Raw genomic sequence first — 23639 nt, forward strand, 5'->3', positions numbered from 1 at the left:
GACGATGTGCGTTGCGTCCGCGGGACTTGCGCCTGCCGCCGGGGCATCCCAGACCTGGCAGTTCGTCGGCGCGCGAAAATCGCGCGCATGAAGCCAGCCGAAGCGGTGCACGGTCACCTGGCCACCCTGCGCGAAGTGCTGTTGCCCGCCGTTCCGCTCGTCCTGCTCGCGGTCGGCGGGCTGGTGCTGGCGTACTGGTGGCTCGACCCCAGCCCGCCGAAGCACGTCGTGCTTGCCACCGGGCCGGCGCGCAGCGCCTACGATACCTTCGGCCAGCGTTACCGCGCAGCGCTGGCCCGCTACGGCATCGACGTGACGCTGCGGCCCACGCAAGGCTCGCTGGAAAACCTGCAGCTCCTGCGCGAAGGCCGTGCGGACGTGGCCTTCGTGCAAGGCGGCATCGGCACTCCGCAGCCGGGCGATGCGCAGGAACTCGTCACGCTCGGCAGCCTGTTCGTCGAACCCTTGTGGCTGTTCTACCGCGAGGATGTCTATCCGGACGAAGTGGAGCGCACGCCCGGGTTGCGGCAGCTCTCCTCCCTGCCGCAGCTGCAGGGACTCGCCGTCAACGTGGGCAATGCGGGGTCGGGCCTGCCCGTGCTGATGCAGAAGCTGTTCGAGGCGAATCGCATGGATGCGGCGACGCTCCAGATCACACGCCTCGAGGAAACGCCCGCTACGGCCGCCTTGCTGGACGGACAGCTCGATGCGCTGGTGTTCGCCTCGGCGCCCGAAGCCCTGATGGTGCAGATGCTGCTGGCCACGCCCGGCATCCGCCTGATGGACTTCGGCGAAAGCGAAGCCTACTCGCGCCGCTTTCCCTTCCTCACGCCCGTGGTCCTGCCGCAAGGCGTAGTGGACCTCGCGTCTGGCCAGCCGCCCGCCGATGTGCGGCTGGTCGCGACCACGACCGAGCTGCTTGCACGCGAGGATACGCATCCCGCGCTGCAGGAACTGTTCGCGCAAGCCGCCGTGGACATCCATGGCGATGCGGGCTGGTTCCACCGCGCCGGCGCGTTCCCCGCCATCCAGCGCAGCGGTTATCCGGTTTCACAGGAGGCGGAGCGCACCTACCGGACGGGCCAGCCCTTCCTGCAGCGCTGGATGCCGTTCTGGATCGCCAACCTGGTCGGGCGCATGTGGGTGGTGGCGGGCCTCGTGCTGGCGCTGGTGCTTCCCTTCACCCGCATCGTCCCGCCGCTGTACCGCTTCCATGTCCGTTCGCGCGTGTTCCGCTGGTACGGTCGCCTGCGCCAGCTTGAGAGGACGCTGCAGGAACAGCCCGGCCGCGCGCCGGAGGTCCTGCGCGAACTCGATGCACTGGACGAGCGAGTCGACCGCATTGCCGTCCCGCTGTCGTACGCCGACGAGCTCTACGATCTACGCAACAATATCGATGCCGTGCGCCGGCGCGCGCGAATGGCGATCGCTCACGAGTCCTCGCAGGCGCTGCCGATGGCATAGCTCGCGCGCTGCGGCGATGCCTCGGGCCAGCATGCGGCGTTCACGTCAACGAACGCGCCGCTCGCAGACGCGAGAACGGCTCCCGCCCCCCGGCCGAATTCCCAGCCCATTGGTGCCGGTAATGCGGCTGCGCGTAGCGTCCCCTAGCGCGCCAACGCGGACTGGAGTTGCTGCAGGTCGACGATGCGCACGTGCCGCTTGTTCACATCGAGCAAGCGCTTCTGCACCAAGGAGGAAAAAGTTCGGCTCACTGTCTCCAGCTTCATGCCCAGGAAGCTGCCGATCTCCTCGCGCGACATGCGCAGGTGGAACTCCGTCGGCGAGAAGCCGCGTGCCTTCATGCGGCTGGAGAAGCTCAGGAGGAACGCGGCGAGGCGCTCCTCCGCGTTCATGCTGCCGAGCATCAGCATGAGGCTGTGCGCCCGCACGATTTCGCGACTCATGAGGCGGGCGATGGCGCCCTGCACCTCCGCGCCGGCGGAGGAGGCATCCCGCAGGTTCGCATAGGGAATGACGCAGACCTCACTGTCTTCCAACGCGATGGCGCCGCTCGCGTAAGTGCCGGTGCCGACTCCGTCCAGGCCCAGCAGCTCGCCGGGCAAGTGGAATCCGGTCACCTGCTGCCGGCCATCCGCGAGGGTCACGCAGGACTTGAAGGTGCCGCTGCCCACCGCATACAGTTGCCCGAACGCCTGGCCGGCTTCGTAGAGCGGTTCCCCGAGGTGCGCGCGCCTGCGCGAAAACGTCAGACGATCCAGGGCCTCCAGGTCCTGCTGCGAAAGGCCCCCGGCAAGGCAGGACTCCCGCACGTGGAGGGGCGAACACTGTGCAAGGCGAATCCGGGCGTGTTCTGCTGACGGCACATCGTGCCCTTCCACAGATCGGCTCCCGCGGCGATGCTGCCCGCAGGGCGCTTCCGTCTCGGCTGTCATGGCATCCCCTTCGTCCCCGCAAACGCGAGGTACTGGCGGCGAGAAGATAGCCGCGGGAGCGATGACGCGCATTGGACCTTGGGCGTAGGCTCAGGTTCGCGGGCACTGAAACGGCCGCTTCCGGCCAGGAGCGCCCATTGCCCTCGCGGCCGAAGCGGCGCGTCCGCCGCCTTCAGCCTTCGTTGCTCGCGTACTGGCGTCCGAGTTCCAGCATGCCGGGCGTGCCGATCAGGCCATTGAGCTGGTCGAAATCGAACATGTCGGCCTTGCGCGGGGCGGTCGTGCCGTGTTGCCTGAGGCTCTGGAAGTAGCCGGCGAGCTGGTGCGCGACGAAGCGGGCGGTGCCGCCGGGGAAGATCACGATGCGGTAGCCGCGCTCGCCCAGTTCCTGCGCGGACTGCACGGGCGTCTTGCCGCCTTCCACCATGTTGGCCAGCATCGGCGCGCGACCGGCGAAGATGCCGCAGACACGGTCCATGTCGGCGGCCGAGCGCACGGCCTCGATGAAGAGCGCGTCGGCGCCGCATTCGAGGTAGCGCTCGGCGCGCTCGATAGCGGCGTCCAGTCCCTCCACTGCCACGGCGTCGGTTCGCGCGAGGATCAGCGTGTCGGGACTGTGTCGCGCATCGACGGCGGCGCGGACCTTGCCGCACATTTCCGCGGTGGACACCAGCGCCTTGCCTTCCAGGTGGCCGCAGCGCTTCGGGAAGGCCTGGTCCTCCAGCTGGATCATCGCGGCGCCTGCACGCTCGAAGTCGCGCACCGTGCGCTGCACATTCAGCGCGTTGCCGAAACCGGTGTCGCCATCGACGATCACAGGCGTGCGCACCCGGTCCGTGATGCGCGCGAGCACGTCCACTGCCTCCTTGGCGCTCGTGAGGCCGATGTCCGGGCGCCCCAGCAGCGTGTACGCCACAGCCCCGCCGGAGAGGTACAGCGCCTCGAAGCCGGCCTGTTCGGCCAGCAGTGCGGTCAGTGCGTCGTACACGCCCGGCGCCAGCACGGGGCAGGGTTGCGCGAGGCGCTCGCGCAGCGACGGGACGGCGACGCCGGTCATGCGACCTTGGTCCCGGTGAGGGCCACGACCTTGCGCCAGCGCTCCACCTCCTGCTGCAGGAAGCGCGCGAATTCCGCCGGCGTGCTGCCGACCGGCTCCAGCCCCTCGGACTGCAGGTGCCTGCGCATCGCTTCGCTGCGCACGGCCAGCGCAGTTGCCGCGCCGATGGCCTCGACGTCCTGCGGCTTCATGCCTGCGGCGCCGAGCAAGCCGTACCACGAGCTGTAGTCGAACCCGGGCAGGACGTCCGCGATGGGGGCCGCGTCCGGGTAGGCGGCCACGCGCTGCGCCGTGCTGACGGCCAGCACCTTCAATTTCCTGGCGGCGACGAACGTCTGCGCCGACGCGACGTTGCTCAGGACAAGGTCGATCTGGCCACCCATCGCGTCGGTGAGCGCGGGCACCGCACCCTTGTACGAGACGGACAGCAGCTCCATGCCGCCCTGCTTCCTCAGCATCTCGCTGGCGAGGTGGTTGGCGCTGCCGATGCCGGCGATGCCGATGCTCACCGAGCGCTTCTTCGCGAGCGCTTGCAGCTCGGGGAAGGTCGACGCCGGGAAGTCGGGCCGGGCCACCAGCAGCAGCGGCGATCGCGCGACCAGGCTCAATGGCGTGAAGTCCTTGATCGGGTCGAAGGGCAGGGAGGCGAACAGCGACGGGTTGATGACGTGGCTGGTGTAGCAAAGCAGGAGCGCATCCGGGTCCTTCGCCACCTGGGCTGCCGCGATGTTGCCGGCCGCGCCGGGCCGGTTCTCGACGGTGATGGTGCGATGCAGCCGCCCGCTCAGCTCCTGCGCCGCCGCGCGCGCGACCAGGTCCGTTCCGCCGCCCGGGGGCGCGCCCACCAGGATGCGCAGCGCGGAATCGGCAGCGAGCACGCGCCCGGCCAGCAAGGGCAGGGCGGAGGCCGCCAGGAAGTGGCGTCGTTGCATGGTCTTGTCTCCTGGGCCTGCCACTGGGGCGGCCGTATTGATGGAGCGCCGCACGGCGGCGCGAGGGGCGGAGTCTAGGCTCGACCCAGGTGCAGGAATAGCGCAAACATTTCGTTCGCGATTCAAGACTTTTTGACGAAGGCCCAGGTGTGCGGACGCTGCCGACGCACCACGGCAGCCGACCACGGCTCCGCACCGGCCTCGCGCTCAGGCCGCGTGTTCCGCCATCACCCGCCGTGCGTGATCCGCGAGCACCTCGATGGCGCTCGCCCGCGGCGACGCGCGCCGCCACACCATGCCGAAGCACCGCGCTTGCGAGGGGTTGGGCAGGGTGAGCCGCACCACGGGCAGCGTGGGCCACCAGGCGGTCGCGGCGTCCGGCGCCACCGAAACCCCCACGCCGCGCGCCACCAGCATCGCGATCGCCGCCAGCGAACTGATCTCGAACCGCTCGTGCGGCGCGATGCCGGCGCGCCGCAGGTAGCGGTCGGCCGCCTGGCCTCCGCCGAGCTTGCGGTCATAGCGGATGAGTGGCTCGGTCCGCAGCATCTCGTGCGGCTCGCGGTGGGCCCAGGATTCCGGCGCCAGGAGCACCAGCCGCTCCTCGCGCAAGGGCACCCAGTGCAAGGTCTTGGGCAGTACGAAGGTCGGGTGCAGGCAGATCGCGGCGTCCAGCCGGCCGTGCAGGACCATGTCATAGAGTTCGGAGGTAAGGCCCGTGCGTACGCTGATGCGCGCGGCCGGATGCGCCTGCACCACGGCTTCGAGCACGATCGGCAGCGGCCCGTTCAACATGGTGTTGGTCGCGCCGACGCTCAGTTCCAGGGAGCGACCGTCGTCGGCAACGATGGTGCGCATCGTGGCGAGTTCGCCGAGCATGGACTGGGCGCGCCCTGCCAGCCGGTGGCCAGCTTCCGTCGGGGCGACGGTGCGCCCGGCACGCCGCAGCAGCGGCACACCGAACTCGCGTTCGAGCACCCGCATCTGCTGGGCGACAGCGGCGGGGGTCAGGTCGAGCTGGCGGGCCGCCTCGGACATCGAGCCCGACTCGAGCACCACCATGAACGAGCGCAGGTAGCCGGTTTCCATGAAGCAAGATTTTCTTTGATCTGATCAAAGATTCTGGTGCTTTTTCTAGGCGGTCATCGGCCTCACACTTGCCAGCCTATGCGCAGCAAGCTGTTTGTTCCCGGATCGCGACCCGAACTCTTCGACAAGGCCCTGCGAGGCGAGGCCGATGCATTGTCCTTCGACCTCGAGGATTCGGTCAGTCCGCAGCGCAAGGTCGAAGCGCGCGCCGCGCTGCAGGACCTGCTGTCCGGCCCGGCCGCGCGCGACAGCGGCAAGACCTTGATCGTGCGCGTGAATCCCTTCGGCTCGGAACACTTCGACGCCGACGTGCGCGCCGTGGTGCGCCCCGGGCTCGCGCTGCTGAACCTGCCCAAGGTGGAGTCCCCGGAAGAAGTGCTCGCCGCGGTGGACGCGGTGGAAGCAGCCGAGCGCGCCAACGGGGTGACCGAGCTGGTAGGGCTGCTGCTCAACATCGAGTCGCCACGCGGCTTGCGGCGGGCGCACGAGCTGGCCTCAGCGCATGCGCGCGTGGCGGGACTGCAGCTGGGCCTGGGAGATTTGTTCGAGCCGTTGCAGATCGCGCGGCACGAGCCGGCCGCACTGCATGCGGTGATGCTGCAGATGCGCCTCGCGGCTGGCGAAGCAGGCGTGTTCGCCTATGACGCCGCTTACGCCCGCTTCAGCGACGTGGAGGGTTTCCGCGCGGAGGCCGCCCTCGCGCGGCGCCTGGGCTACATCGGCAAGAGCTGCATCCATCCGAGCCAGGTGGCGTACGCGAACGAGGTGTTCCGGCCGACCGAGGCGGAGATCGCGCATGCCCGTCGGGTGGACGAGGCCGCCACCGAGGCGGAGGCGCGGGGGATCGGCGCTTACACCGTCGACGGGCAGATGGTGGACGCGCCCTTCGTCCAGCGCGCGCGCGCCGTGCTCGCCACTGCAAGACGCCTGGGCATCGGCTGAGCCCGCGCCCCTTTCAACCCCGTCCGGCCTCGACGCCGGATTACTTCGAAGAGGACCCGAGTTCCAATGATCCAGTCATCCTTCTCACGCCGTCGCTTGCTGGCTGCAGCCGCGATCTGCGCCCTAGTCGCGCCCTTGGCGCAGGCCCAGGACCACTACCCGTCCAGGCCCATCACCATCGTCGTGCCTTATGCGCCCGGCGGGTCCAACGACAACTTCGCGCGCGTGCTGGGGAGGGGCCTGAGTACCGCCCTCGGCCAGCCTGTGGTCGTCGACAACCGCCCGGGCGCCAGCGGCAACCTGGGCACGGCGTTCGTGGCCAAGGCCCCGCCCGACGGCTACACGCTGCTGGTCGTGTCCTCCAGCCTGGTGACCAACGCCGCGATCCAGACCCATCTGCCGTTCGACGCCGCGAAAGACCTGGCCCCGATCGCGATGCTCGCCAAGGGACCCTTCATCGTCGCCGTCAACAACCAGTTCCCCGCGCACACGCCCAAGGAGCTGGTCGCCGCGCTCAAGGCCGCTCCCGGCAAGTACGCCTATGCCAGCTCGGGCATCGCCAGCACCAACCAGTTCGCGACCGAGCAGCTCAAGGCGTTGAGCGGCACCTACCTGCTGCACGTGCCTTACCGGGGCATCGGCCCCGCGGTCACCGACCTGATCGGCAACCAGGTGCAGGTGCTGATTTCCAGCGGGCCGTCGATCATGCCGTTCGTGCGCAGCGGACGCCTGCGCGGCATCGCCGTGACCAGCGCCCAGCCGAGCCCGATCGCGCCGGAGCTCCCCGCGATGTCGAGCGCGGTGCCGGGCTACAACTTCGAAGCGTGGTGGGGCCTGCTGGCGCCGGCCGGCACGCCGCCGGAGATCGTCGCGCGGCTGAACACCGAGGTGAACAAGATCCTGGCGACGCCGGAGTACAAGGAGTACCTGCTCAAGGAAGGCGCGCTGCCGGCGCCCACGACGCCGGCGCAGTTCGCGGCGACCATCGCCTCCGACATCCCGCGCTGGAAGAAGCTGGCGCAGCAGCAGAACATCAAGCCGGAATGAGCGCTGCCAACCCCGCCCCCGCAGCGCGCGGGCCGCTGTCCGGCGTCCGCGTGCTCGACCTGAGCGCCTATATCGCCGGTCCCTACGGCTGCACCCTGCTCGCCGACCAGGGCGCCGAGGTGCTGAAGATCGAGCCGCCCACGGGCGACAACCTGCGCAACTACCCGTCCACGCTGCCGGGGGAGAGCCGGGCCTTCCTCGGCGTCAACCGCAGCAAGCGCGGCGTGGTCCTGGACCTCAAGCAGGATGCCGACCGCGAGGTGCTGCTGCAGCTGGTGCGCGGCGCGGACGTGCTGGTGCACAACTTCCGCCCGGGCGTGCCCGAGCGACTGGGCATCGCGTACGGGCAGCTGCAGCCGCTGAACGATCGCCTGATCTATTGCGCGGTGACCGGCTTCGGCGAGACGGGCCCGCTCAAGGACAAGGCCGGCTATGACCAGGTGCTGCAGACCTACAGCGGCATGTGCGACGAGCAGGGACAGCGCGGCGGCCCGCCCGAGATCCTCTACGGATCGGTGGTGGATTACTTTGCGTCGTCGCTGGTCGCGGGTGGGGTCGCCTCCGCCCTGTACGAGCGCGAGAAGAGCGGGCGCGGCCAAGAGGTGGGCGTGTCGCTGCTGCGGGCAGCGCTGACCATGCAGTCGGCGCGCCTGGTCTGGGCCGAGGGGGAGCCGCGCGACGTCCCGCGCGACATGCGCTCGGGCGGCATCACCGGCCTGCACCCCACCCGCGAGGGCTACCTTTACCTCTCGGCGAACACGCCGCATTTCTGGCGCGCGCTGTGCGAGAAGACCGGCCTCATGGCCCTGCACGACGATCCGCGCTACGACAGCGTGAAGAAGCGGGCCGAACACCGCGACGAGATCGTGCCGCGCCTGCGCGCGGCCCTGGCGCAACGCACCGCGCTCGAGTGGGAGGCGGAGTTCGGGGAAAGCGTGCCGTGCGCCGCAGCGCGCACCGTCGCCGACATGTTCGACGATCCGCAGGTGCAGGCCGAGAACATGGTGGCGACGCTGACGCATCCCACGCTCGGCAGTTACCGCGGCTTCACCCACCCGTGGGTGTATGGCCGCACGCCCGGCCCGGCGCCGTTCGCCGCGCCCACGCTCGGGCAGCATGACGGCGACGTGCGCCGCGAGGTGGCGGGTCGCTGAAGCGCGGTCGGCCCATGGAAAAAGGCCCGCGGGACGACCGCGGGCCTTCTTCATTCTTCGTGCCTCGTGCGGCACGGAGGCCGCACGAGGCACCTCGCTCAGGCAGCCTGCATCGCGGCGGGCGCATCGGCGCGGCGCTTCACCGGCGCCCACGGGCGCCAGGCCATGCCCAGCGCCGCAGCCTGGCGCTGCTCGTAGGCGGCGAATTCCGCGGTCGACTGCGAGCCGCGCAGGCCGCCGCGCACCGAGCCGGGCCGCGTGTCGATGAAGTATTCGGCCCAGTCAGCAGGCAGCGGCTGCGAGTCGGGTACGGCGAGCCACAGGCGCAGCAGGTGGCGCTTGCGGTCAGCCTCCGGGAAATCCTCGAAGGGGGTGCGCGAGTGCACGATCACGTAGTTGTTGACCAGCTGGAGGTCGCCCTGTTCGAGCTGCATGCGATAGCTCCAGCGCGGATCGGCCATGATCTGCTCGAGCAGGTCGATCGCCTCCCATTGCTGCTCGGTCACGCGCGGCAGCTCGGGGAAATCGCGCTGCGCGGCGACGATGTTCTTGCGGTTCACGCGCATCGTGAAGTGCGCGGGGTCGCTGCCGATGATCGGGCAGGCGTAGTAGGGCGGCTGCAGCGGATCCTGCGAGCCCTGGTAGTGATGGTAGAAGGGCTGCTTCAGCACTTCCAGCAGGTCGGGACGCCGCCGCCCCAGTTCCTCGGCAACGGCAATGGTGCTCGCGACCAGGCTCTCGCCGCCGTTCATCGCGGTGCGCCGGCACAGCAGCCCGACGATGTCGCCCGAGTCCATGTGGAAGTCCAGGCCGGCCTTCGTGTTGTAGCCGCGGCTCTGCCCATTGGCCGCCTTGTAGACCGCGCCCTCGTCGCGCACGTCGTTCATGTACTGGCTCTTGGGGTTCTGCGTGCGGGCGACGCCGGTGTGCAGGCCCATGCCCCAGTAGGCGAGCTTGGTGTCGTCCTCGCTCCAGCGGTCGACCGGGAAGCCCTTGAGCAGGCAGAGGCCCCAGCGGCCCTGGGCCGTCGCGAAGGCGCGCTTGAGAGCCGCGCACGCCGGCTCGGGCAGGGGAAAGTCCTCGGCGGTCATCTGCAGCCAGGGCTTGCCTGCGGCCTTCGCATGGGCGAGCGCCGCGTCGAAGCCGGCGACCTCCTCGGCATTCAGGCGCTGGATCCAGGACGTGTCGCGCTGCGCATCGTCGGCGGTCCAGGCGCGGGGTTGGTTGTCGTTCATCGGGTTGCTCTCCAGTGGGGCTTGACTGAGTGTTTCGCGGGTAGGTGAGAGTCTAGGCAGGCCGGTCCCCAAGAAAAAGCGACTAGATTTGGCTTGCAGTTCAAGGAAATCTGATGAAGATCGAAATGTTCCAAACCCTCGAAGCCGTCCTGCGCGGCGGCTCGCTGGCGGCCGCCGCAAGCGAGATGAACCTCACGGCAAGCGCCGTGAGCATGCAGATGAAGCAGATCGAGGCCTACCTGGGACAGCCGCTGTTCGACCGCTCCGGCCACGCCATCCGGCCGACCGCGGTGGCGCACGAGGTGGCCGCCTCCATGCGCGACGGACTGGAGCACCTGCAGTCGCTGCGCCGTCGCACCGCTGTCGAGGTCGGAGGCATCGTGCGCTTGGGCATCATCGAATCGATGCTGCCGTCGCTGCTGCCCGGCACTGTGACGGAGCTGCGCGCGCGCTTCCCGCGGCTCGACCTGCGCCCTATGCGCGGACGAAGCATCGGCCTGACCGACGCGGTGAAATCGGGCGACCTCGATGCGGCGGTGGTCGCCGAGCCCGAAGGGGGCGGCTCCGCCCGCATGAACTGGCGCCCGTTGCTGCGCAGCGAGATGCGCCTGATCGTGCCGCCGGACGCGGCCGAGACCTCGGTGCCGGCGCTCTTCAAGCAATACGACTGGATCCGCTACGACCGGCACACGACTTCAGGCATGCTGGCCGCGCGCTACGTCAGCGGCCAGGTGCGCACCCGGCATGGTGCGCTCGAACTCGACAGCATTCCCGCCATCGTCGCGATGGTCAGCGCCGGGCTCGGGATCGCGCTCGTGCACCTGGTCGATGCGGGTCTCTGCCAGTCGTACCCGGTGCGTTTCGTCCGGGTGGGCCGCGGCGCGCCGGCCATCCAGCTGTCGCTCGCAACCCGCAAGGCCGATGCCGACAGCCGCCCGCTGCGTGCAGTGGGCGATGCGATGACGTCCGTGCTCGCCAATACCTTGCGGCTTCGCAACCTCGCGGGAAGGTGAGCCGAAGCGAACCGCTATCGAGCTCACCCAACTGGAAGGCCATCGGGTTTCCCCTGAAACGCGAACGAACCTTGATCGATCACAATATGGACATGCGTCCACATTATGGACGAGCCAAAGCAAATGCCCGTAGATCGCCCTGACACCGACCCGCTGCAGCCCTACCAGTACCCCAATCCGCCGGAGGCGCTGCCCGAGATCGTCGTGCCGCACGCGATCCCGACCGATGAACGCCTGTGGGTGCCGCAGGCGGAGAACGTGTGGTTCCGCCCGTTGTGCCTCAATGCCAGCCAGGGCTACTGGATGAACCTGCTGAAGGTGCGCAAGTCGGGGGTCCTGAGCCGCCACCGTCACCCGCAGGCGGTCCATGGCTTCGTGCTGAAGGGCCGCTGGAAGTACCTGGAGCACGACTGGGAGGCGACCGAGGGCAGCTACGTCTTCGAGCCTCCGGGTGAGACGCACACCTTGTACGTGCCCGAGGACGTCGAGGAGATGATCACGTACTTCCAGGTGAACGGTGTCATGTACTACACCGACCCCTGGGGCAAGGGCATGGGCTACGAGGACGTGTTCACGAAGATCGACATGTGCCGCCGCCACTTCAAGGAAGTGGGCCTCGGCGAAGACTTCGTCAAGCAGTTCATCCGCTGACCCGCGTCCCGGCTTCGCCGGGCGCATCGCCATCGTCACGGCGCTCCCGCGCCTGTCCGCAGTGCTGCGCGATCACAGATTCCCCCAAACACCCCAGAGGAGACAACATGTCCATTCGAATCACCCGTCGCGGCATGGCCGCATTCGGCGCGCTGCTCGCGCTCGGCATCGGCGCCGCGCAGGCGCAGTCCGCTTATCCCAGCCACCCGGTCGAACTCGTCGTGCCCTTCCAGGCCGGCGGCGGCACCGACGCGCTGGCGCGCTCGTTCGCCGAGGCCGCCCGCAAGCACATGCCCCAGCCCATCGTCGTCTTGAACAAGGCCGGTGCGAGCGGCGCCGTCGGCTGGCAGGACGTGATCAATTCGAAGCCCGACGGCTACCGCCTCGCGGTGGTGACCGTGGAGATGGCGATCCTGCCGCACCTCGGCGTCGCGAAGTTCAGCCCCAGCGACCTGCAGCCGATCGCGCGCCTGAATGCCGATCCGTCGGCGATCACCGTGCGCGGCGACGCGCCGTGGAACACGGTGGAGGAATTCCTCGCCGCCGCGCGCAAGGAGCCCGGCAAGCTGGGCGTGGGCAACGCCGGCCCCGGCTCGATCTGGCACCTCGCCGCGGCGGCGCTGGAGGAGAAGACCGGGACGAAATTCAGCCACGTGCCCTTCCAGGGTGCCGCGCCGGCGGTATTGGCCCTGCTCGGCGGACACATCGACGCGGCCACCGTGAGTCCCGCCGAAGTGGCGACCTATGTGCAGGCCGGCAAGCTGAAGATGCTTGCCGTGATGGCCGACCAGCGCGTGAAGAACTTCGAGAAGGTGCCCACGCTGAAGGAGCGCAACATCGACCTGTCCATCGGCACCTGGCGCGGACTGGCCGCGCCGAAGAACACCCCGCCGGAGGTGATCGCGTACCTCAAGAAGGTGGCGCAGGAAGCGGGCAACGAGCCGGCCTTCCGCGAGATGCTGGACAAGCAGAACCTGGGTTACGCGTTTGCCGACGATGTGGCCTTCAAGGCTGCCATCGCGAAGGACAACGCGTCCTTCAAGGCCCTGGTCGAGAAGCTGGGCATCAAGGCGAACTGAGAGAGCGGCGATGACGTACCAGAGCGGCCTGTTCGCAGGCAAGCGAGCCATCGTCGCCGGGGCGACCCAGGGCATAGGCGCGACCATCGCCAATCACCTGGCGGCCCTTGGGGCCGGGGTGACGGCACTCGGGCTCGGTGCCGGCGATGGCACGCTGCACGATGCGGTGGAGGTCAGGCAGGCCGACGTGACTTCCGCGGCGAGCCTGACCGCCGCGCTGGCCGACGTAGGGGACCTGGACATCGTGTTCAACTGCGCCGGCATCATCCAGCGCGGCGCCGAGCACGACCCCGAAGTATTCGCCCGCGTGCTGGAGGTGAACCTCACCGGCACGATGCGCGTGTGCTCCGCGACGCGCGATCGCCTCAAGGCGCGTCGTGGCTGCATCGTCAACACGGCTTCCATGCTGACCTTCTTCGGCGGCGGACTGGTGCCTGGCTACGCCGCCAGCAAGGGCGGCGTCGGCCAGCTCACGAAGTCGCTGGCGATCGCCTACGCGGCCGATGGCATTCGCGTGAACGCGATTGCCCCCGGCTGGATCGCGACGCCGCTGACGCGCGCGCTGCAGGAGGACCCTGCGCGCTCCGGGCCCATCCTCGCCCGCACGCCCATGGCGCGTTGGGGGACGCCCGAGGACGTCGCACGCGCGGCGGTCTTCCTCTGCACGCCGGCCGCTGCGTTCATCACTGGCGTGATCCTGCCCGTGGACGGCGGCTACATGGTGAGCTGAGCCCTCCGGATGCGGGAGCAGCCACCCCGATAATGGCCACCCGCTTCTCCTGCGGGTCGCACCCTCTCACCTTCATGTCCTCCCCGTCCCCACCGGCCGCCGTCGCCGGCACCGCTGCATTCGGCAAATTCATGCACGTCCTGCAGCTGGTCGCCGACTGGCCCGAGGGAGGCGAGCCTGCCAGCGTGGCGGCCCTGGTGCGTGCAAGCGGATATCCGCGGCCGACGGTGCACCGGATCGTCGCTGCCCTGGTCGCCGAAGGGATGCTGCTGGAGGCGCGAAATGGCGGACTGGCGCTCGGGCCGCGCCTGATGCAGCTCGCAGCGCGCAGCTGGGGCCGCTCGGAACTGCGGCTCGCGGCTGTCGACGAACTGAAGCGGCTGCGCGATCTGACTGGCGAGACGGTGCACCTCGCCGTGCCCAACGCGGGATCGATGGTCTACATCGAGAAGCTGGAAAGCCCGAGCGCAGTGCGCATGGCGTCGCGCATCGGCACCAGCGTGTCGCTGCATGCGACGGCTGTCGGCAAGGCCTACCTCGCTGCGCTCGATGCGCAACACCTCGAGCCGCTGCTCGCCAACCTGCAGCTCACGCGCTACATGCCGAACACCTTGGTGGAGCTGCCTGCACTGCGCGAGGAACTGGCGCGCACCCGGCAGCGCGGCTGGTCGGTGGACAACGAGGAGAACGAGGCGGGCATCTGCTGTTACGGCGCGGTCATCCGCGGAGAACGCGGAATGCCGGTCGCCGCAATCAGCGTGAGCACCCTCCTGTTCCGCCAGAAGGGTGAGCCTCAGGAGGCCTACGTGCGGCCGTTGCTGGACGCGTGCGCGGCGATTTCCGCGCGCATTGCCGAGACACCGTCCGTGTCGGCGGCAGACGTGCTTTAGTCAGGGCTGCTTGCATGTGACCTGCTGCCGGCATGGCAGGCAGTCGGCGAGATCCTGCGCTCGCGCGCTCACCGCACCGCATCTCCATAGCGGAACTCGCGCGTCAGCTCTTCGAGCCGTGCAGCGAGCTCCGGCGCCAGCGCCAGGTCTGCAGCGGCGACGCTGTCGGCGAGCTGCGCGGCCTTGCTCGCACCGATGATGACGCTGGTGATCGCCGGGTTCGCCAGGACCCACGCGATCGCGGCCTGCGCCGGCACGACACCATGCTGCTGCGCGACCTGCGCGAAGGTCGTCGATACAGACAGCTCGCGCTCATGCCAGTAGCGTTCCTGGTACCTGGCCCCTGCGTTGCCCAGGGTGAACCGCGTTCCCTCCTGCGGCTGCATGCCCACCTTGTACTTGCCGGTCAGCATGCCGCCTGCGAGCGGGTTGTAGGGAATGACCGCAAGCCCTTCCTCCTGCGCGAGCGGCAACAGGTCGCGCTCGAACTGCCGGAACAGCAGGCTGTAGCGCGGCTGGACCGAGACGGGCCTGGCCACGCGCAGCAAGTCCGCGCGACCGAGCATCTTCGCCAGCCGCCAGGCCACGAAGTTCGACACGCCCACGTGACGCGCGCGTCCGGAACGCACGATGACGTCCAGGGCCTCCAGCGATTCGTCCAGCGGGGTGTTGGCATCGTCCCAATGCAGCTGGTAGAGATCCACGTAGTCGGTGCCCAGCCGCTTGAGGGACGCGTCGATCGCGTCCAGGAGGTGCTTGCGTGAATTGCCTTCGTCCCAGGCCCGGGTGCCGGTGCGCCCGGCCGCCTTGGTGGCGATCACCAGGCTGTGGCGGCGCCCCTGCATCCAGCGGCCGATCACTTCCTCCGTGCGGCCGGCGATTTCCACCCCGCCGCCCAGGGGGTAGACGTCCGCCGTGTCGAAGAAGTCGATGCCTGCGTCAAACGCGCGATCCATGATCGCGCGGGAGGTTTCCTCGTCGCACTGCAGGCCGAACGTCATCGTGCCGAGGCACAGACGGGACACCTTCAGGCCGGTGCAGCCAAATCGAACGTGTTGCATGCGCCCATTGTGTCGCAACCGGCCATCCGGGAGTCCAGCACGATCACGCCCTTGCGCTTCCAGCAGGCAGAGCTAGTCGGCAAGCAACCAGGCCAGCGCCTCGGCACGCGTGCCGAACCCGAGGTAGTCGGCCCCCTTGCTGCGCGCAGCAGGTGCGATTTCACCCACCGGACGGCCGACAGGCGCGATCGCGGCAACGCGGATGCCGGGGAAGAGCGCCGCCACCTGTTCGCCGACGGTGGCATGTTCGCTCTTCGTGAGCTGGCCAATCACCGGGCCGGTGTCGATCAGCAAACGCTTCGCATGGGTCCTGTGCACCTCGACGGCGATCTCGTGCAGGGCGGCCGCACAGGCCACTGCGTTCACGAAGCCGTGCATCACCGCTTCCAGGCAATCCCGATGTCGTACGAAGCGGACGACGATCGACTGTTCGGAGAGCGGAGCGGGGCTCCAGGAGCTGGGCGAGGAGTGAGACATGGGGCAACACGGGAAGCGCTCCATTCAGTCTACCTGTCCCGTCTGTCCCGTCTGTGCCGGGCATGCTCCGGCGCCAGCGGTCCACAGGCTGGCTTGCAGGCACTCGCCTGCGACGCCCGCGCTGCCGTCAGGCCCGACGGCTTGCGAACTCCACCATCGCCTCCAGCATCCGCCGCAGGCAAGGCAGGATGGCGTCCGCCTTCGCGGGCACGTAGTCGAACGGCAAGCGCTCTTCCATGTAGCTGCATTGCGTCATCTCGAGCTGCACCGCGTGGAAGCCTTCGGCGGGGCGGCCGTAATGGCGCGTGATGTAGCCGCCCGTGTAGCGGCCATTGAGGACCGAGGTGTGGCCCGGCGCCGCCGCCGCGATGTCGCGGATGCGCCGTTCCAGCTCCGGTGCGCAGCTGGTGCCCTGGGCGGTGCCGATGTTCAGGTCGGGCAGCTTGCCTTCGAAGAACCGCGGCAGCACCGAGCGGATCGAGTGCGCGTCCCACAGCATGGCCACGCCGTGCTGCGCGCGGATGCGATCGAGCTCGCGGCGCAGCTGCTCGTGGTACGGACGCCACCACGTGTCGCGACGCTGCGCCATTTCCTCATCGCCCACGCTTTGGCCATCGCGGTACACCGGCGTGCCGTCGAACGTGAGGTCCGGGCACAGGCTCGTGGTCGCTTGCCCGGGATAGAGGCTCGCGTTGTCCGGCGGCCGGTTCAGGTCGACGACGTAACGCGAGTGCGTGGCCTGCAGCACTGAAGCGCCGAGCTCGTGCGCGAAGGCGTAGAGGCGATCCAGGTGCCAGTCCGTGTCCGGCACGTGGCGCGCTTCGTCGGTGAGCCGGGCCGCGATCGCCGGTGGCACGTAGGTGCCCATGTGCGGAATGGACAGCAGCAGCGGCTGCGTGCCGCGATGGAAGACGAAGGGCGGGGGAGCGGAATCAGGCATGGTCGGGAAGTCGGTAACTTTCAGTCGAGGGCACGGATCAGCGCGCGCCGGGCCTCCGCGGCTTCGCGCGCGCCCGCTTCGTGCAGCGCATGGCGGCCGTCCTTCACCTGCCGGCGGCCGCCCACCCAGACGGAGTGGATGGCCGAATGCCGGTGGCTCGCGAACACGTGGGTGGCGAGCATCGCATCCGGCGACGGCAAGCCTGCGAGCAAAGGGTGCGCGCCATCCAGCACGACCAGGTCGGCGCATTGTCCGCCGGCGAGGCCCGCCACCGGCCGCCCGCTCGCCTGCGCGCCGCCGGCCACGGATTCCAGGGTCATGGCGGTGGCCACCCAGCGCTGCGCCTCGCCGGCGATCACGTTGCGCTGGCGCGCATGCAGGCGCTGCGTGTATTCGAGCATCATCAATTCTTCCGCCGCGTTCACGCAGGCGTGACTGTCGGAGCCCACTCCCCAGCGGCCGCCGGCGGCGCGCCAGGCCGGCACATCGAAGATGCCGTCGCCGAGATTGGCTTCGGTGGTGGGGCAGAGGCCGGCGACGGCGCCGGACCCCGCCGCGCGCCGGCTCTCATCGGAGGTCATGTGCGTGGCATGCACCAGGCACCAGCGGCGGTCGACCGGCGCATGATCGAGCAGCCATTCCACCGGCCGCTGGCCGCTCCAGGCCACGCAGTCGTCCACCTCGCCGGTCTGTTCGGCGATGTGGATGTGAATGGGCGCAGTCGCATCGAGGGCGTCGAGCCCCGCGAGCGCCTCGCGCAGGCTGTCGGGTGGCACCGCGCGCAGCGAATGCGGCGCCAGGCCGAGCCGCGCGCCTTGCGCTTCGCACACCGGGCGCAGGCGCTCGAGCAGGCGCAGCATGGACTCGGTGCTGCGGACGAAGCGGCGCTGTTCGGCGCGTGGCGCAGTGCCGCCGAAGCCGGCCGTCTGGTACAGCACCGGCAGCAGCGTGAAGCCGATGCCCGCGCGCTCGGCGGCGCGCAGCAGGCAGTACGAGAGCGTGCCGTCGTCGGCATACGGCCGGCCAGCGGCGTCGTGGTGCAGGTAGTGGAACTCGCACACGCTGGTGTAGCCGGCCTCGAGCATTTCCACGTACAGGCCGGTGGCGATGGCCTCCAGCTGGTCGGGGGCGATGGCGCAGGCGAAGCGGTACATCAGCGTGCGCCAGCTCCAGAAGCTGTCCTGCGCTTCGCCGCGGTATTCGGTCAGGCCGCCGATGGCGCGCTGGAACGCATGCGAATGCAGGTTGGGCATGCCGGGCAGCACGGGGCCGGCAGCGCGCTCGACGTCCGCAGCGGGTTGCGCGCCCGGCTGCACGACCTGCAAGGTGCCGCCCGCATCCCATTCCAGCAGCACGTCACGCGCCCACCCGTTGGGCAGCAGCACGTGCTCCGCGAAGAGGGAGCGGGTCATGCGCGGGACAGCACGGCTTGCAGGAAGCTGCGCGTGCGCTCCTGGCTCGGGTTGCGGAAGATGGTTTCCGGCGGTCCTGCTTCGACGATGCCGCCGCCGTCCATCACGACCACCTCGTCGGCCACTTCGCGCGCGAAGCCCATCTCGTGGGTGACCACCAGCATGGTCATGCCCTCGCTCGCCAGCAGCTTCATGACCTGCAGCACTTCGCCCACGAGCTCGGGGTCCAGCGCCGAGGTCGGCTCGTCGAACAGCATCACCCGCGGCTCCATCGCCAGCGCGCGGGCGATCGCCACGCGCTGCTTCTGGCCGCCCGACAGGCTGGCAGGCATGGCGTCCGCCTTGTGCGCGAGGCCCACCTTCTCCAGCAGCGCGCGGGCCCGTGTCTCGGCCTCGGCGCGCGAGAGGTTGCGCAGCTTGCGCGGGCCGAGCGTCACGTTGTGCAGCACCGAGAGATGCGGGAACAGGTTGAAGGACTGGAACACCATGCCCACTTCCTGGCGCAGCGCGTTCAGGCCGGCTTCGGCCAGCGGACGGCCCTCGTCCACCAGCGTTTGCCCGCAGATCTCGATGCGGCCGCCCTCGGGCTGCTCCAGCCCGTTGCAGCAGCGCAGGAACGTGCTCTTGCCCGAGCCGCTGGGGCCGATCACGACGACCACCTGCGAAGGCTGCACCTCGAAGTCGATGCCGTCCAGCACCCTGTGGCCGCCGAAGGACTTGCGCAGCCCGCGGATGCGGATGATGGGCGACGCACCCGTTTCCTGCGGCTTCATTGCACCATCCCCCCGGCGCGCAGCCGCACTTCCAGCCGGCCCAGCGCCAGCGTCGTCAGGCCGGTGAGGATGAAGTAGATGACCGCGATGGCCAGGTACACCTCGAGCGAGCGGTAGGACACGCTGATGATCTTCTGCCCTTCGTGCATCAGGTCGTGGATGGTCAGCAGCGACACCAGCGCGGAGTTCTTGATCAGCGCGATGAACTCGTTGCCGAGCGGCGGGATCATGCGCACGATCGCCTGCGGCAGGATCACGCTGCGCATCGCCTGGCCGGCGGACAGGCCGATGGAGCGCGCTGCTTCCATCTGTCCGCGGTCCACCGACTGGATCGCGCCGCGCACGATTTCCGACACGTAGGCGGCCGAATAGATGCCCAGGCCCACCATGCCGCACGCAAAGGCGGGCAGCATGATGCCGAACTGCGGCAGGCCGAAGAACCAGATGAACAGCTGCACCAGCAGCGGGGTGCCGCGGATCGCCGCCACGTAGGCCGTACACAGGCTGTACACGATGCGCCGCCGCGGGTCGAGCCGGCCGATGCCGATCAACAGTCCCAGCACGCAACCGAGCAGCAGCGAGACGGCGGTGATCTCCACCGTGACCAGCGCGCCGTGCAGCAACTGGGGCCAGCCGGCCCACACGGGCGAGAAGTCAAGATCCATGGGGGACGATCCGCAGGCGGCGGCTTACTTGGCCGCCGCGGGGAACCACTTGTTCACGATCGCGGCGTAGGTGCCGTCAGCCTTGAGCTGGTTGATCGCACCGTTGACCGCCTTGGTGAGCTGGGGCTCGTCCTTGCGCAGCGCCATGCCGTATTCCTCGGTGGTCAGCTGCTCCGGCAGCACGTGCAGGCCGGGACGCGTGCGCACGTACTGGTAGGCGGCCGGCTTGCCGGTGACGGCGGCGTCGGCGCGGCCGATGTCCACCAGGTTGAACATCTCCTGGTTCTTCTCCACTTCCACGCGCTGCACCTTGGGGTAGTGCTCCTGCAGGAAGCCGACCGACTTGGTGCCCACCTGCACCGTGACCTTCTTGCCCTCCAGGTCAGCCAGCTTTTTGATGCTGCTGCCGTCCTTCACCATGGCCACCAGGCCGCCGGCGTAGTAGGGCTCCGTGAAATCGACGACCTTCTTGCGCTCGTCGGTGATGTAGATGGCGGAGACGGCCATGTCGAAGCGGTGCGACACCAGGCCGGGGATCAGTCCCTTGAAGTCGATGTCGACCCACTCCACCTGCTTGCCCAGCTTCCTGCCGATGGCCTCCACCAGGTCCACGTCGAAGCCGGTGCGCTTGCCGTTGTCGGTGAACTCCATGGGCGGGAAGGTCGCATCGGTGCCGACGCGCAGCACGTTGTCTTCGGCCCGCGCGACGCTGCTGCCGAGGGCGGCCACGGTGAGCGCGGCGACGAGGAAATGACGGCGGATGTTCATGGGTGAGTCTCCTTGGTTGAAATCGTTTCAGGGCAGCGCCAGCCCGCGCGAGATCCGCGCAGCGGCGACCACGGTCATGTCGGTCAGGGCGGACTCCTGGCCTTCCGCCCGCATCACCGGCGCCATCAGCGTGATGGCGCCCACGGCGCGGCGGCCCGGCCCGAAGAGGGGAGCGCTGACGCCCCACACGCCGGGGTCGACCTCGCCTGCGGTCATCGCGTAGCCTGCCTGCCGGATGGCGGCGAGTTCCGCTTCGGCCGCTTGCCGCTGCGTGGGCTGTGGGTAGTGGATGGCGAGCAGCGCCTCGCGAGCGGTGTCGGGCAGGTGGGCCAGCAGGCATTTGGCCGAGGCGCCCGCACGCAGCGGCACGCTGCGGCCCTTCTCGAACGAGCAGCGCAGAGACTGCTCGCTGTCCACCATTTCCACGCAGATCGCGCGATCGTTGACGGCGACGATGAGGCCCACGCTCTCGCGGGACTGGCGGGCCAGGGCGATCATCTCCTGGCGCGCCTGGTGCACCAGGTGCGAGGAAAGATCGAAGCCCAGGGCCAGCTGCAGGCTGAGCGGACCCGGGGCATAGCTGCCTTCGTTCTCCACCACGAAACCCCAGCGCTTCAGGCGCGCGAGCAGCCGGTACAGGGTGCTGCGCGCCAGTCCCGTATGCGCCATCAACTCTCCCGCGCTCAGCACCCGACCATGCTGCGCGAGCACGGCCAGGACCTGCAGGACGCGGTCGGACGTGGCAGTGGTCTGGGCCTCTGTCGTGGGCATCGGGCCAGTATCTAAGCGTTGCAACGGTGTTGGAAAGGCTTGCGTCCCACTCAGTGGGAATGAGTTCGCGTTTTTTGTGGTGGACCGGCGCGGCGTCTGCCCGGTGTCATCGCCGCGACGTGATCTCCATGCAGAGCGCGCCGGAGGTTGCGATCTCGAGGGCGGTAGCGGCCGGCAGCGCCGCCCAGGCGAGGCTGTATGGCGGCACTTCGACGAGGCTGTCGTTGCCGTGTCGGCGAACCGACGCCGGTGCGCCGAGCGCGAAGACTGCCACCACGCCCTCGGCGGCGGTCGTGAAGCGGCGCTCGGCGGCCAGGCGCGTCATGACGCCCGAGGCGCGCTCACGGTGCACCATCAGGTTCAGGTCCTGGGTCGGCCCGGCGAGCAGCCAGGAATCCACCTGCGCCGCGCCGTCAAACTGGAGAGGCGCGCTCGTGCCCAGCACCTCATGGACTTCGCCGTCCACGGCAAGGCGCACTCCCTCGCCCCGCACCACCGCAAACCAGCGCTGCACGCCCGGAAAATGCGAGAACGGCCCGTCGGCCGTGACGTCGGCGACCGAGATCCGCCAGGCCCAGTCTTCGCGCGTGGGCCTCACCGCCAGCTCGCGCGTCACGCCGCCGCCGTTGCGCCACGGCGCGGCCGGCGCTTCGGAAAGAGAAATCAGGTTCCATGCCATGGCCGCCACTGTGCCATGGCGGCAGATCGCGGCGGCCCGATGACGCTGCGCGCTCCCCGCAACCGTCGCGAATGACCGAGCCGCGAGCGCCATCGTCATGCAGCGCGAGACACAGCGCCCATTGCAGTTCGGGATGACCGACACGACGCGCGAGTGCAATGTCCGTTAGCGTACGGTCAATTCTCCAAGGACGACCTAACATCGCTTCGGCTTACACTCGTCCAGGCGTGCAAGGTCTGTTCGTTTGCAGGGACAACAAAAAGGCGAGGTCCGGCTCGCGGCCCCCCGAATGCCGAGATAACGAAAGTTTGCAATGACCGTGTCGCAACGGCTGATGGTGGTAGCCGAGGACGGGTCCCGGCTTGAAGAGATTTGCTCCTGGCTGCGCGACAACGGATTCCACGCGACGGGATTTTCCGATCCGCAAGACGCCTTGGTCGACCTGGGCGGCCATACCTACGACATCCTTTTGATTGAAAGCGGGGCGTGCAGCTTTGACCGGGCAGCCCTGGCGCAGAACGCCGCGGCGATCCAACCGGAAATTGTGGCGGCGCTGGTCGGTGACGAGGCCGGTGACCCAAGCGGCGCGGATCCCGCCGAGATCAGCGTTCTCGAGTTTCTGCCGTGGCCGTTCGTGCCTGGCGCGCTGCGAAGAATGGTTGCGCGTGCGATGCAGCTACGGATGCTGCGCCAACAACTTGCAATGGAGACTGTGCGGGCGACCGCCTCCACCACTCGGCTGGAAGCGACCCTCAGGGACCGCGATGCATTCGCTGGCCGGATCGCACACGACCTGCAGGCGGTGATGCAGGCGAACGAGGGGTTTGCAACCGCCCTCCTTCATAGGGCCGGGGCGAAGCTTGACGACAAGGAACAACACTACCTGCAACGGATCGTCGATACCAGCCTGCGCGGCAACCGTCTGGTCAACGACCTCGTCGCCTACGAACGACTTGGCAATCAGGAAGTGCACCTTCGTCCCGTAGCCCTGGCACAGGTGCTGGAGCGCGCGCGGGAAGGGCTGGCACCGGATTGTGCGGGGCGGGACATCGAGTGGACGATAGGCGGAATGCCGATGGTGTGCGGGGACGCTTCCCTGCTGCAGCATGCCTTCGTTCATCTGCTGTCCAATGCCCTGAAGTTCACTCGGGGAGTGCAGCCCGCGCGCATCCGGGTAGAGGCATCTTGCTGCGAGCATGGCCATGAAATCCGCGTGGTCGACAATGGTGCCGGATTCGATGCGAACTATGCGCACACGCTCTTTCGCCCGTTCGAGCGGCTGCACCCGATCGCCGAATTCGAGGGCAGCGGCATGGGGCTGGCCAATTTCAGGCGAATCATCGAGCGGCACGGTGGCACCGTACGTGCCGAAGCCTTGAAGGAAGGCGGCGCGCTCTTCGCGTTTACCTTGGCTTCGGCCCAAGCATCCGATGCGGGTGCGCGGCCGCCCGCTGCGCCTCGCGAATCAACCGAGCCGCCGCAGCGCGGTTCGCCTGCCCTGCGAGTGCTCCTGATCGACGATGACCCGGCGGTGTTGACGACGCTTGGGGACATGCTGGAGTACGACGGCCAACACGTCACACGCGCGTTGGGTGGCCCCGCGGGGGTGGCGACCTTCGCGCGTTCGCTGGAGGCCGGCCCCGGGTTCGACCTGGTTATCACCGACTTCGGCATGCCGCACATGGACGGCGGGGAGGTGGCGCGCCGCGTCAAGGCCACGAGCCCGGGCACGACGGTCTTCCTGCTCACAGGTTGGGGTGCGCGGCTGGACGCGTCGGACGACTGGTGCGCAAAAGTGGACGAGGTTCTTGCCAAACCGCCACGCCTGGCCGACGTTCGCAAGGCGCTGTCCAAGGTGACCGCGAGCGCCGCGTGAGC

At 68.9% G+C, this 23639-nt stretch carries 24 protein-coding genes; 10 read left to right on the forward strand and 14 right to left on the reverse strand.

Going from position 1 to position 23639, the window contains the following annotated elements:
- The first annotated feature begins 87 nt into the window (after positions 1–87).
- A complete protein-coding gene (locus JJB11_RS14060) occupies positions 88–1464 on the forward strand; it encodes a TAXI family TRAP transporter solute-binding subunit (RefSeq protein WP_201172149.1) in 1377 nt (458 codons plus the stop codon).
- Positions 1465–1607: 143 nt separating this feature from the next.
- On the opposite strand, the gene JJB11_RS14065 is transcribed toward JJB11_RS14060, so the two are convergent.
- The 4 genes from JJB11_RS14065 to JJB11_RS14080 form a co-directional block, all read right to left on the reverse strand.
- Positions 1608–2468: a helix-turn-helix domain-containing protein gene (locus tag JJB11_RS14065; protein WP_201964845.1), complete on the reverse strand. Its 861-nt coding sequence runs from the start codon at positions 2466–2468 to the stop codon at positions 1608–1610.
- A 100-nt stretch (positions 2469–2568) separates the two neighbouring features.
- Positions 2569–3453 (reverse strand): isocitrate lyase/PEP mutase family protein, encoded by an 885-nt coding sequence (locus JJB11_RS14070; protein WP_201172151.1) that lies wholly within the window; start codon positions 3451–3453, stop codon positions 2569–2571.
- Entirely contained in the window at positions 3450–4385 is a 936-nt protein-coding gene (locus JJB11_RS14075) for a tripartite tricarboxylate transporter substrate-binding protein (RefSeq protein ID WP_201172152.1), read from the reverse strand. The genes JJB11_RS14070 and JJB11_RS14075 overlap by 4 nt, the downstream gene beginning before the upstream one ends.
- Before the next feature lie 207 nt (positions 4386–4592).
- Entirely contained in the window at positions 4593–5474 is an 882-nt protein-coding gene (locus tag JJB11_RS14080) for a LysR family transcriptional regulator (protein ID WP_201172153.1), read from the reverse strand.
- Between the two features lie 78 nt (positions 5475–5552).
- Here JJB11_RS14080 and JJB11_RS14085 point away from each other — a divergent pair, with 78 nt between their 5' ends.
- The 3 genes from JJB11_RS14085 (at position 5553) to JJB11_RS14095 (ending at position 8617) form a co-directional block, all read left to right on the forward strand.
- Positions 5553–6416 (forward strand): HpcH/HpaI aldolase/citrate lyase family protein, encoded by an 864-nt coding sequence (locus tag JJB11_RS14085; RefSeq protein WP_201172155.1) that lies wholly within the window; start codon positions 5553–5555, stop codon positions 6414–6416.
- Positions 6417–6482: 66 nt separating this feature from the next.
- Positions 6483–7463: a tripartite tricarboxylate transporter substrate binding protein gene (locus JJB11_RS14090; RefSeq protein WP_201172157.1), complete on the forward strand. Its 981-nt coding sequence runs from the start codon at positions 6483–6485 to the stop codon at positions 7461–7463.
- Complete coding sequence (locus tag JJB11_RS14095) at positions 7460–8617, forward strand: CaiB/BaiF CoA transferase family protein (RefSeq protein WP_201172159.1); 1158 nt, start codon at positions 7460–7462, stop codon at positions 8615–8617. Before JJB11_RS14090 ends, JJB11_RS14095 begins: the two co-directional genes overlap by 4 nt.
- 98 nt (positions 8618–8715) lie before the next feature.
- On the opposite strand, the gene JJB11_RS14100 is transcribed toward JJB11_RS14095, so the two are convergent.
- Positions 8716–9852, reverse strand: a complete 1137-nt coding sequence (locus tag JJB11_RS14100) for a TauD/TfdA family dioxygenase (RefSeq protein ID WP_201172162.1) — start codon at positions 9850–9852, stop codon at positions 8716–8718.
- A 113-nt stretch (positions 9853–9965) separates the two neighbouring features.
- Here JJB11_RS14100 and JJB11_RS14105 point away from each other — a divergent pair, with 113 nt between their 5' ends.
- From JJB11_RS14105 to JJB11_RS14125, 5 genes are all read left to right on the forward strand, one after another.
- Complete coding sequence (locus tag JJB11_RS14105; protein ID WP_201172164.1) at positions 9966–10865, forward strand: LysR family transcriptional regulator; 900 nt, start codon at positions 9966–9968, stop codon at positions 10863–10865.
- A gap of 123 nt (positions 10866–10988) precedes the next feature.
- Positions 10989–11516 (forward strand): 2,4'-dihydroxyacetophenone dioxygenase family protein, encoded by a 528-nt coding sequence (locus tag JJB11_RS14110; RefSeq protein ID WP_201172167.1) that lies wholly within the window; start codon positions 10989–10991, stop codon positions 11514–11516.
- A 107-nt stretch (positions 11517–11623) separates the two neighbouring features.
- The gene (locus tag JJB11_RS14115) at positions 11624–12595 is read left to right on the forward strand and encodes a Bug family tripartite tricarboxylate transporter substrate binding protein (protein WP_201172169.1); all 972 of its coding nucleotides are present in this window, start codon (positions 11624–11626) and stop codon (positions 12593–12595) included.
- Between the two features lie 10 nt (positions 12596–12605).
- Entirely contained in the window at positions 12606–13325 is a 720-nt protein-coding gene (locus JJB11_RS14120; protein ID WP_201172172.1) for an SDR family NAD(P)-dependent oxidoreductase, read from the forward strand.
- Between the two features lie 74 nt (positions 13326–13399).
- Positions 13400–14215: an IclR family transcriptional regulator gene (locus JJB11_RS14125; RefSeq protein ID WP_201172174.1), complete on the forward strand. Its 816-nt coding sequence runs from the start codon at positions 13400–13402 to the stop codon at positions 14213–14215.
- Between the two features lie 68 nt (positions 14216–14283).
- On the opposite strand, the gene JJB11_RS14130 is transcribed toward JJB11_RS14125, so the two are convergent.
- From JJB11_RS14130 to JJB11_RS14170, 9 genes are all read right to left on the reverse strand, one after another.
- On the reverse strand, positions 14284–15276 hold the full coding sequence (locus JJB11_RS14130; protein ID WP_201172176.1) for an aldo/keto reductase: 993 nt from the start codon (positions 15274–15276) through the stop codon (positions 14284–14286).
- Positions 15277–15348: 72 nt separating this feature from the next.
- The gene (locus tag JJB11_RS14135) at positions 15349–15654 is read right to left on the reverse strand and encodes a hypothetical protein (protein ID WP_201172178.1); all 306 of its coding nucleotides are present in this window, start codon (positions 15652–15654) and stop codon (positions 15349–15351) included.
- A gap of 226 nt (positions 15655–15880) precedes the next feature.
- Entirely contained in the window at positions 15881–16693 is an 813-nt protein-coding gene (gene hutG / locus JJB11_RS14140; protein WP_201172180.1) for an N-formylglutamate deformylase, read from the reverse strand.
- Positions 16694–16713: 20 nt separating this feature from the next.
- Positions 16714–18105 (reverse strand): formimidoylglutamate deiminase, encoded by a 1392-nt coding sequence (locus JJB11_RS14145; protein ID WP_201172184.1) that lies wholly within the window; start codon positions 18103–18105, stop codon positions 16714–16716.
- Positions 18102–18878, reverse strand: a complete 777-nt coding sequence (locus tag JJB11_RS14150) for an amino acid ABC transporter ATP-binding protein (protein WP_201964847.1) — start codon at positions 18876–18878, stop codon at positions 18102–18104. The genes JJB11_RS14145 and JJB11_RS14150 overlap by 4 nt, the downstream gene beginning before the upstream one ends.
- A complete protein-coding gene (locus JJB11_RS14155; RefSeq protein ID WP_201172187.1) occupies positions 18875–19543 on the reverse strand; it encodes an amino acid ABC transporter permease in 669 nt (222 codons plus the stop codon). Before JJB11_RS14155 ends, JJB11_RS14150 begins: the two co-directional genes overlap by 4 nt.
- Before the next feature lie 24 nt (positions 19544–19567).
- Positions 19568–20311: a transporter substrate-binding domain-containing protein gene (locus JJB11_RS14160; protein ID WP_201172189.1), complete on the reverse strand. Its 744-nt coding sequence runs from the start codon at positions 20309–20311 to the stop codon at positions 19568–19570.
- Between the two features lie 27 nt (positions 20312–20338).
- Entirely contained in the window at positions 20339–21082 is a 744-nt protein-coding gene (locus tag JJB11_RS14165) for an IclR family transcriptional regulator (RefSeq protein WP_201172191.1), read from the reverse strand.
- A gap of 106 nt (positions 21083–21188) precedes the next feature.
- Positions 21189–21761, reverse strand: coding sequence for a HutD/Ves family protein (locus tag JJB11_RS14170; protein ID WP_201172192.1), 573 nt, complete (start codon positions 21759–21761; stop codon positions 21189–21191).
- Positions 21762–22074: 313 nt separating this feature from the next.
- On the opposite strand from JJB11_RS14170, the gene JJB11_RS14175 reads away from it, so the two are divergent.
- Complete coding sequence (locus JJB11_RS14175) at positions 22075–23637, forward strand: ATP-binding protein (protein WP_201172194.1); 1563 nt, start codon at positions 22075–22077, stop codon at positions 23635–23637.
- Positions 23638–23639 lie beyond the last annotated feature (2 nt).

The sequence above is a fragment of the Ramlibacter ginsenosidimutans genome, from assembly GCF_016654015.1.
In the GTDB taxonomy this organism is placed as follows: Bacteria; Pseudomonadota; Gammaproteobacteria; order Burkholderiales; family Burkholderiaceae_C; genus Ramlibacter; species Ramlibacter ginsenosidimutans.

What these genes read in the sequence shown, in the direction of transcription:
- JJB11_RS14125 (WP_201172174.1), top strand. Translation starts at nt 13,400, where the DNA reads ATGTCCTCCCCGTCCCCACCGGCCGCCGTCGCCGGCACCGCTGCATTC.
- JJB11_RS14095 (WP_201172159.1), top strand. Translation starts at nt 7,460, where the DNA reads ATGAGCGCTGCCAACCCCGCCCCCGCAGCGCGCGGGCCGCTGTCCGGC.
- hutG (WP_201172180.1), bottom strand. Translation starts at nt 16,693, where the DNA reads ATGCCTGATTCCGCTCCCCCGCCCTTCGTCTTCCATCGCGGCACGCAG.
- JJB11_RS14165 (WP_201172191.1), bottom strand. Translation starts at nt 21,082, where the DNA reads ATGCCCACGACAGAGGCCCAGACCACTGCCACGTCCGACCGCGTCCTG.
- JJB11_RS14135 (WP_201172178.1), bottom strand. Translation starts at nt 15,654, where the DNA reads ATGCACGGCTTCGTGAACGCAGTGGCCTGTGCGGCCGCCCTGCACGAG.
- JJB11_RS14160 (WP_201172189.1), bottom strand. Translation starts at nt 20,311, where the DNA reads ATGAACATCCGCCGTCATTTCCTCGTCGCCGCGCTCACCGTGGCCGCC.
- JJB11_RS14075 (WP_201172152.1), bottom strand. Translation starts at nt 4,385, where the DNA reads ATGCAACGACGCCACTTCCTGGCGGCCTCCGCCCTGCCCTTGCTGGCC.
- JJB11_RS14115 (WP_201172169.1), top strand. Translation starts at nt 11,624, where the DNA reads ATGTCCATTCGAATCACCCGTCGCGGCATGGCCGCATTCGGCGCGCTG.
- JJB11_RS14105 (WP_201172164.1), top strand. Translation starts at nt 9,966, where the DNA reads ATGAAGATCGAAATGTTCCAAACCCTCGAAGCCGTCCTGCGCGGCGGC.
- JJB11_RS14085 (WP_201172155.1), top strand. Translation starts at nt 5,553, where the DNA reads ATGCGCAGCAAGCTGTTTGTTCCCGGATCGCGACCCGAACTCTTCGAC.
- JJB11_RS14100 (WP_201172162.1), bottom strand. Translation starts at nt 9,852, where the DNA reads ATGAACGACAACCAACCCCGCGCCTGGACCGCCGACGATGCGCAGCGC.
- JJB11_RS14155 (WP_201172187.1), bottom strand. Translation starts at nt 19,543, where the DNA reads ATGGATCTTGACTTCTCGCCCGTGTGGGCCGGCTGGCCCCAGTTGCTG.
- JJB11_RS14060 (WP_201172149.1), top strand. Translation starts at nt 88, where the DNA reads ATGAAGCCAGCCGAAGCGGTGCACGGTCACCTGGCCACCCTGCGCGAA.
- JJB11_RS14080 (WP_201172153.1), bottom strand. Translation starts at nt 5,474, where the DNA reads ATGGAAACCGGCTACCTGCGCTCGTTCATGGTGGTGCTCGAGTCGGGC.
- JJB11_RS14170 (WP_201172192.1), bottom strand. Translation starts at nt 21,761, where the DNA reads ATGGCATGGAACCTGATTTCTCTTTCCGAAGCGCCGGCCGCGCCGTGG.
- JJB11_RS14130 (WP_201172176.1), bottom strand. Translation starts at nt 15,276, where the DNA reads ATGCAACACGTTCGATTTGGCTGCACCGGCCTGAAGGTGTCCCGTCTG.
- JJB11_RS14070 (WP_201172151.1), bottom strand. Translation starts at nt 3,453, where the DNA reads ATGACCGGCGTCGCCGTCCCGTCGCTGCGCGAGCGCCTCGCGCAACCC.
- JJB11_RS14090 (WP_201172157.1), top strand. Translation starts at nt 6,483, where the DNA reads ATGATCCAGTCATCCTTCTCACGCCGTCGCTTGCTGGCTGCAGCCGCG.
- JJB11_RS14150 (WP_201964847.1), bottom strand. Translation starts at nt 18,878, where the DNA reads ATGAAGCCGCAGGAAACGGGTGCGTCGCCCATCATCCGCATCCGCGGG.
- JJB11_RS14065 (WP_201964845.1), bottom strand. Translation starts at nt 2,468, where the DNA reads ATGCGCGTCATCGCTCCCGCGGCTATCTTCTCGCCGCCAGTACCTCGC.
- JJB11_RS14120 (WP_201172172.1), top strand. Translation starts at nt 12,606, where the DNA reads ATGACGTACCAGAGCGGCCTGTTCGCAGGCAAGCGAGCCATCGTCGCC.
- JJB11_RS14175 (WP_201172194.1), top strand. Translation starts at nt 22,075, where the DNA reads ATGACCGTGTCGCAACGGCTGATGGTGGTAGCCGAGGACGGGTCCCGG.
- JJB11_RS14145 (WP_201172184.1), bottom strand. Translation starts at nt 18,105, where the DNA reads ATGACCCGCTCCCTCTTCGCGGAGCACGTGCTGCTGCCCAACGGGTGG.
- JJB11_RS14110 (WP_201172167.1), top strand. Translation starts at nt 10,989, where the DNA reads ATGCCCGTAGATCGCCCTGACACCGACCCGCTGCAGCCCTACCAGTAC.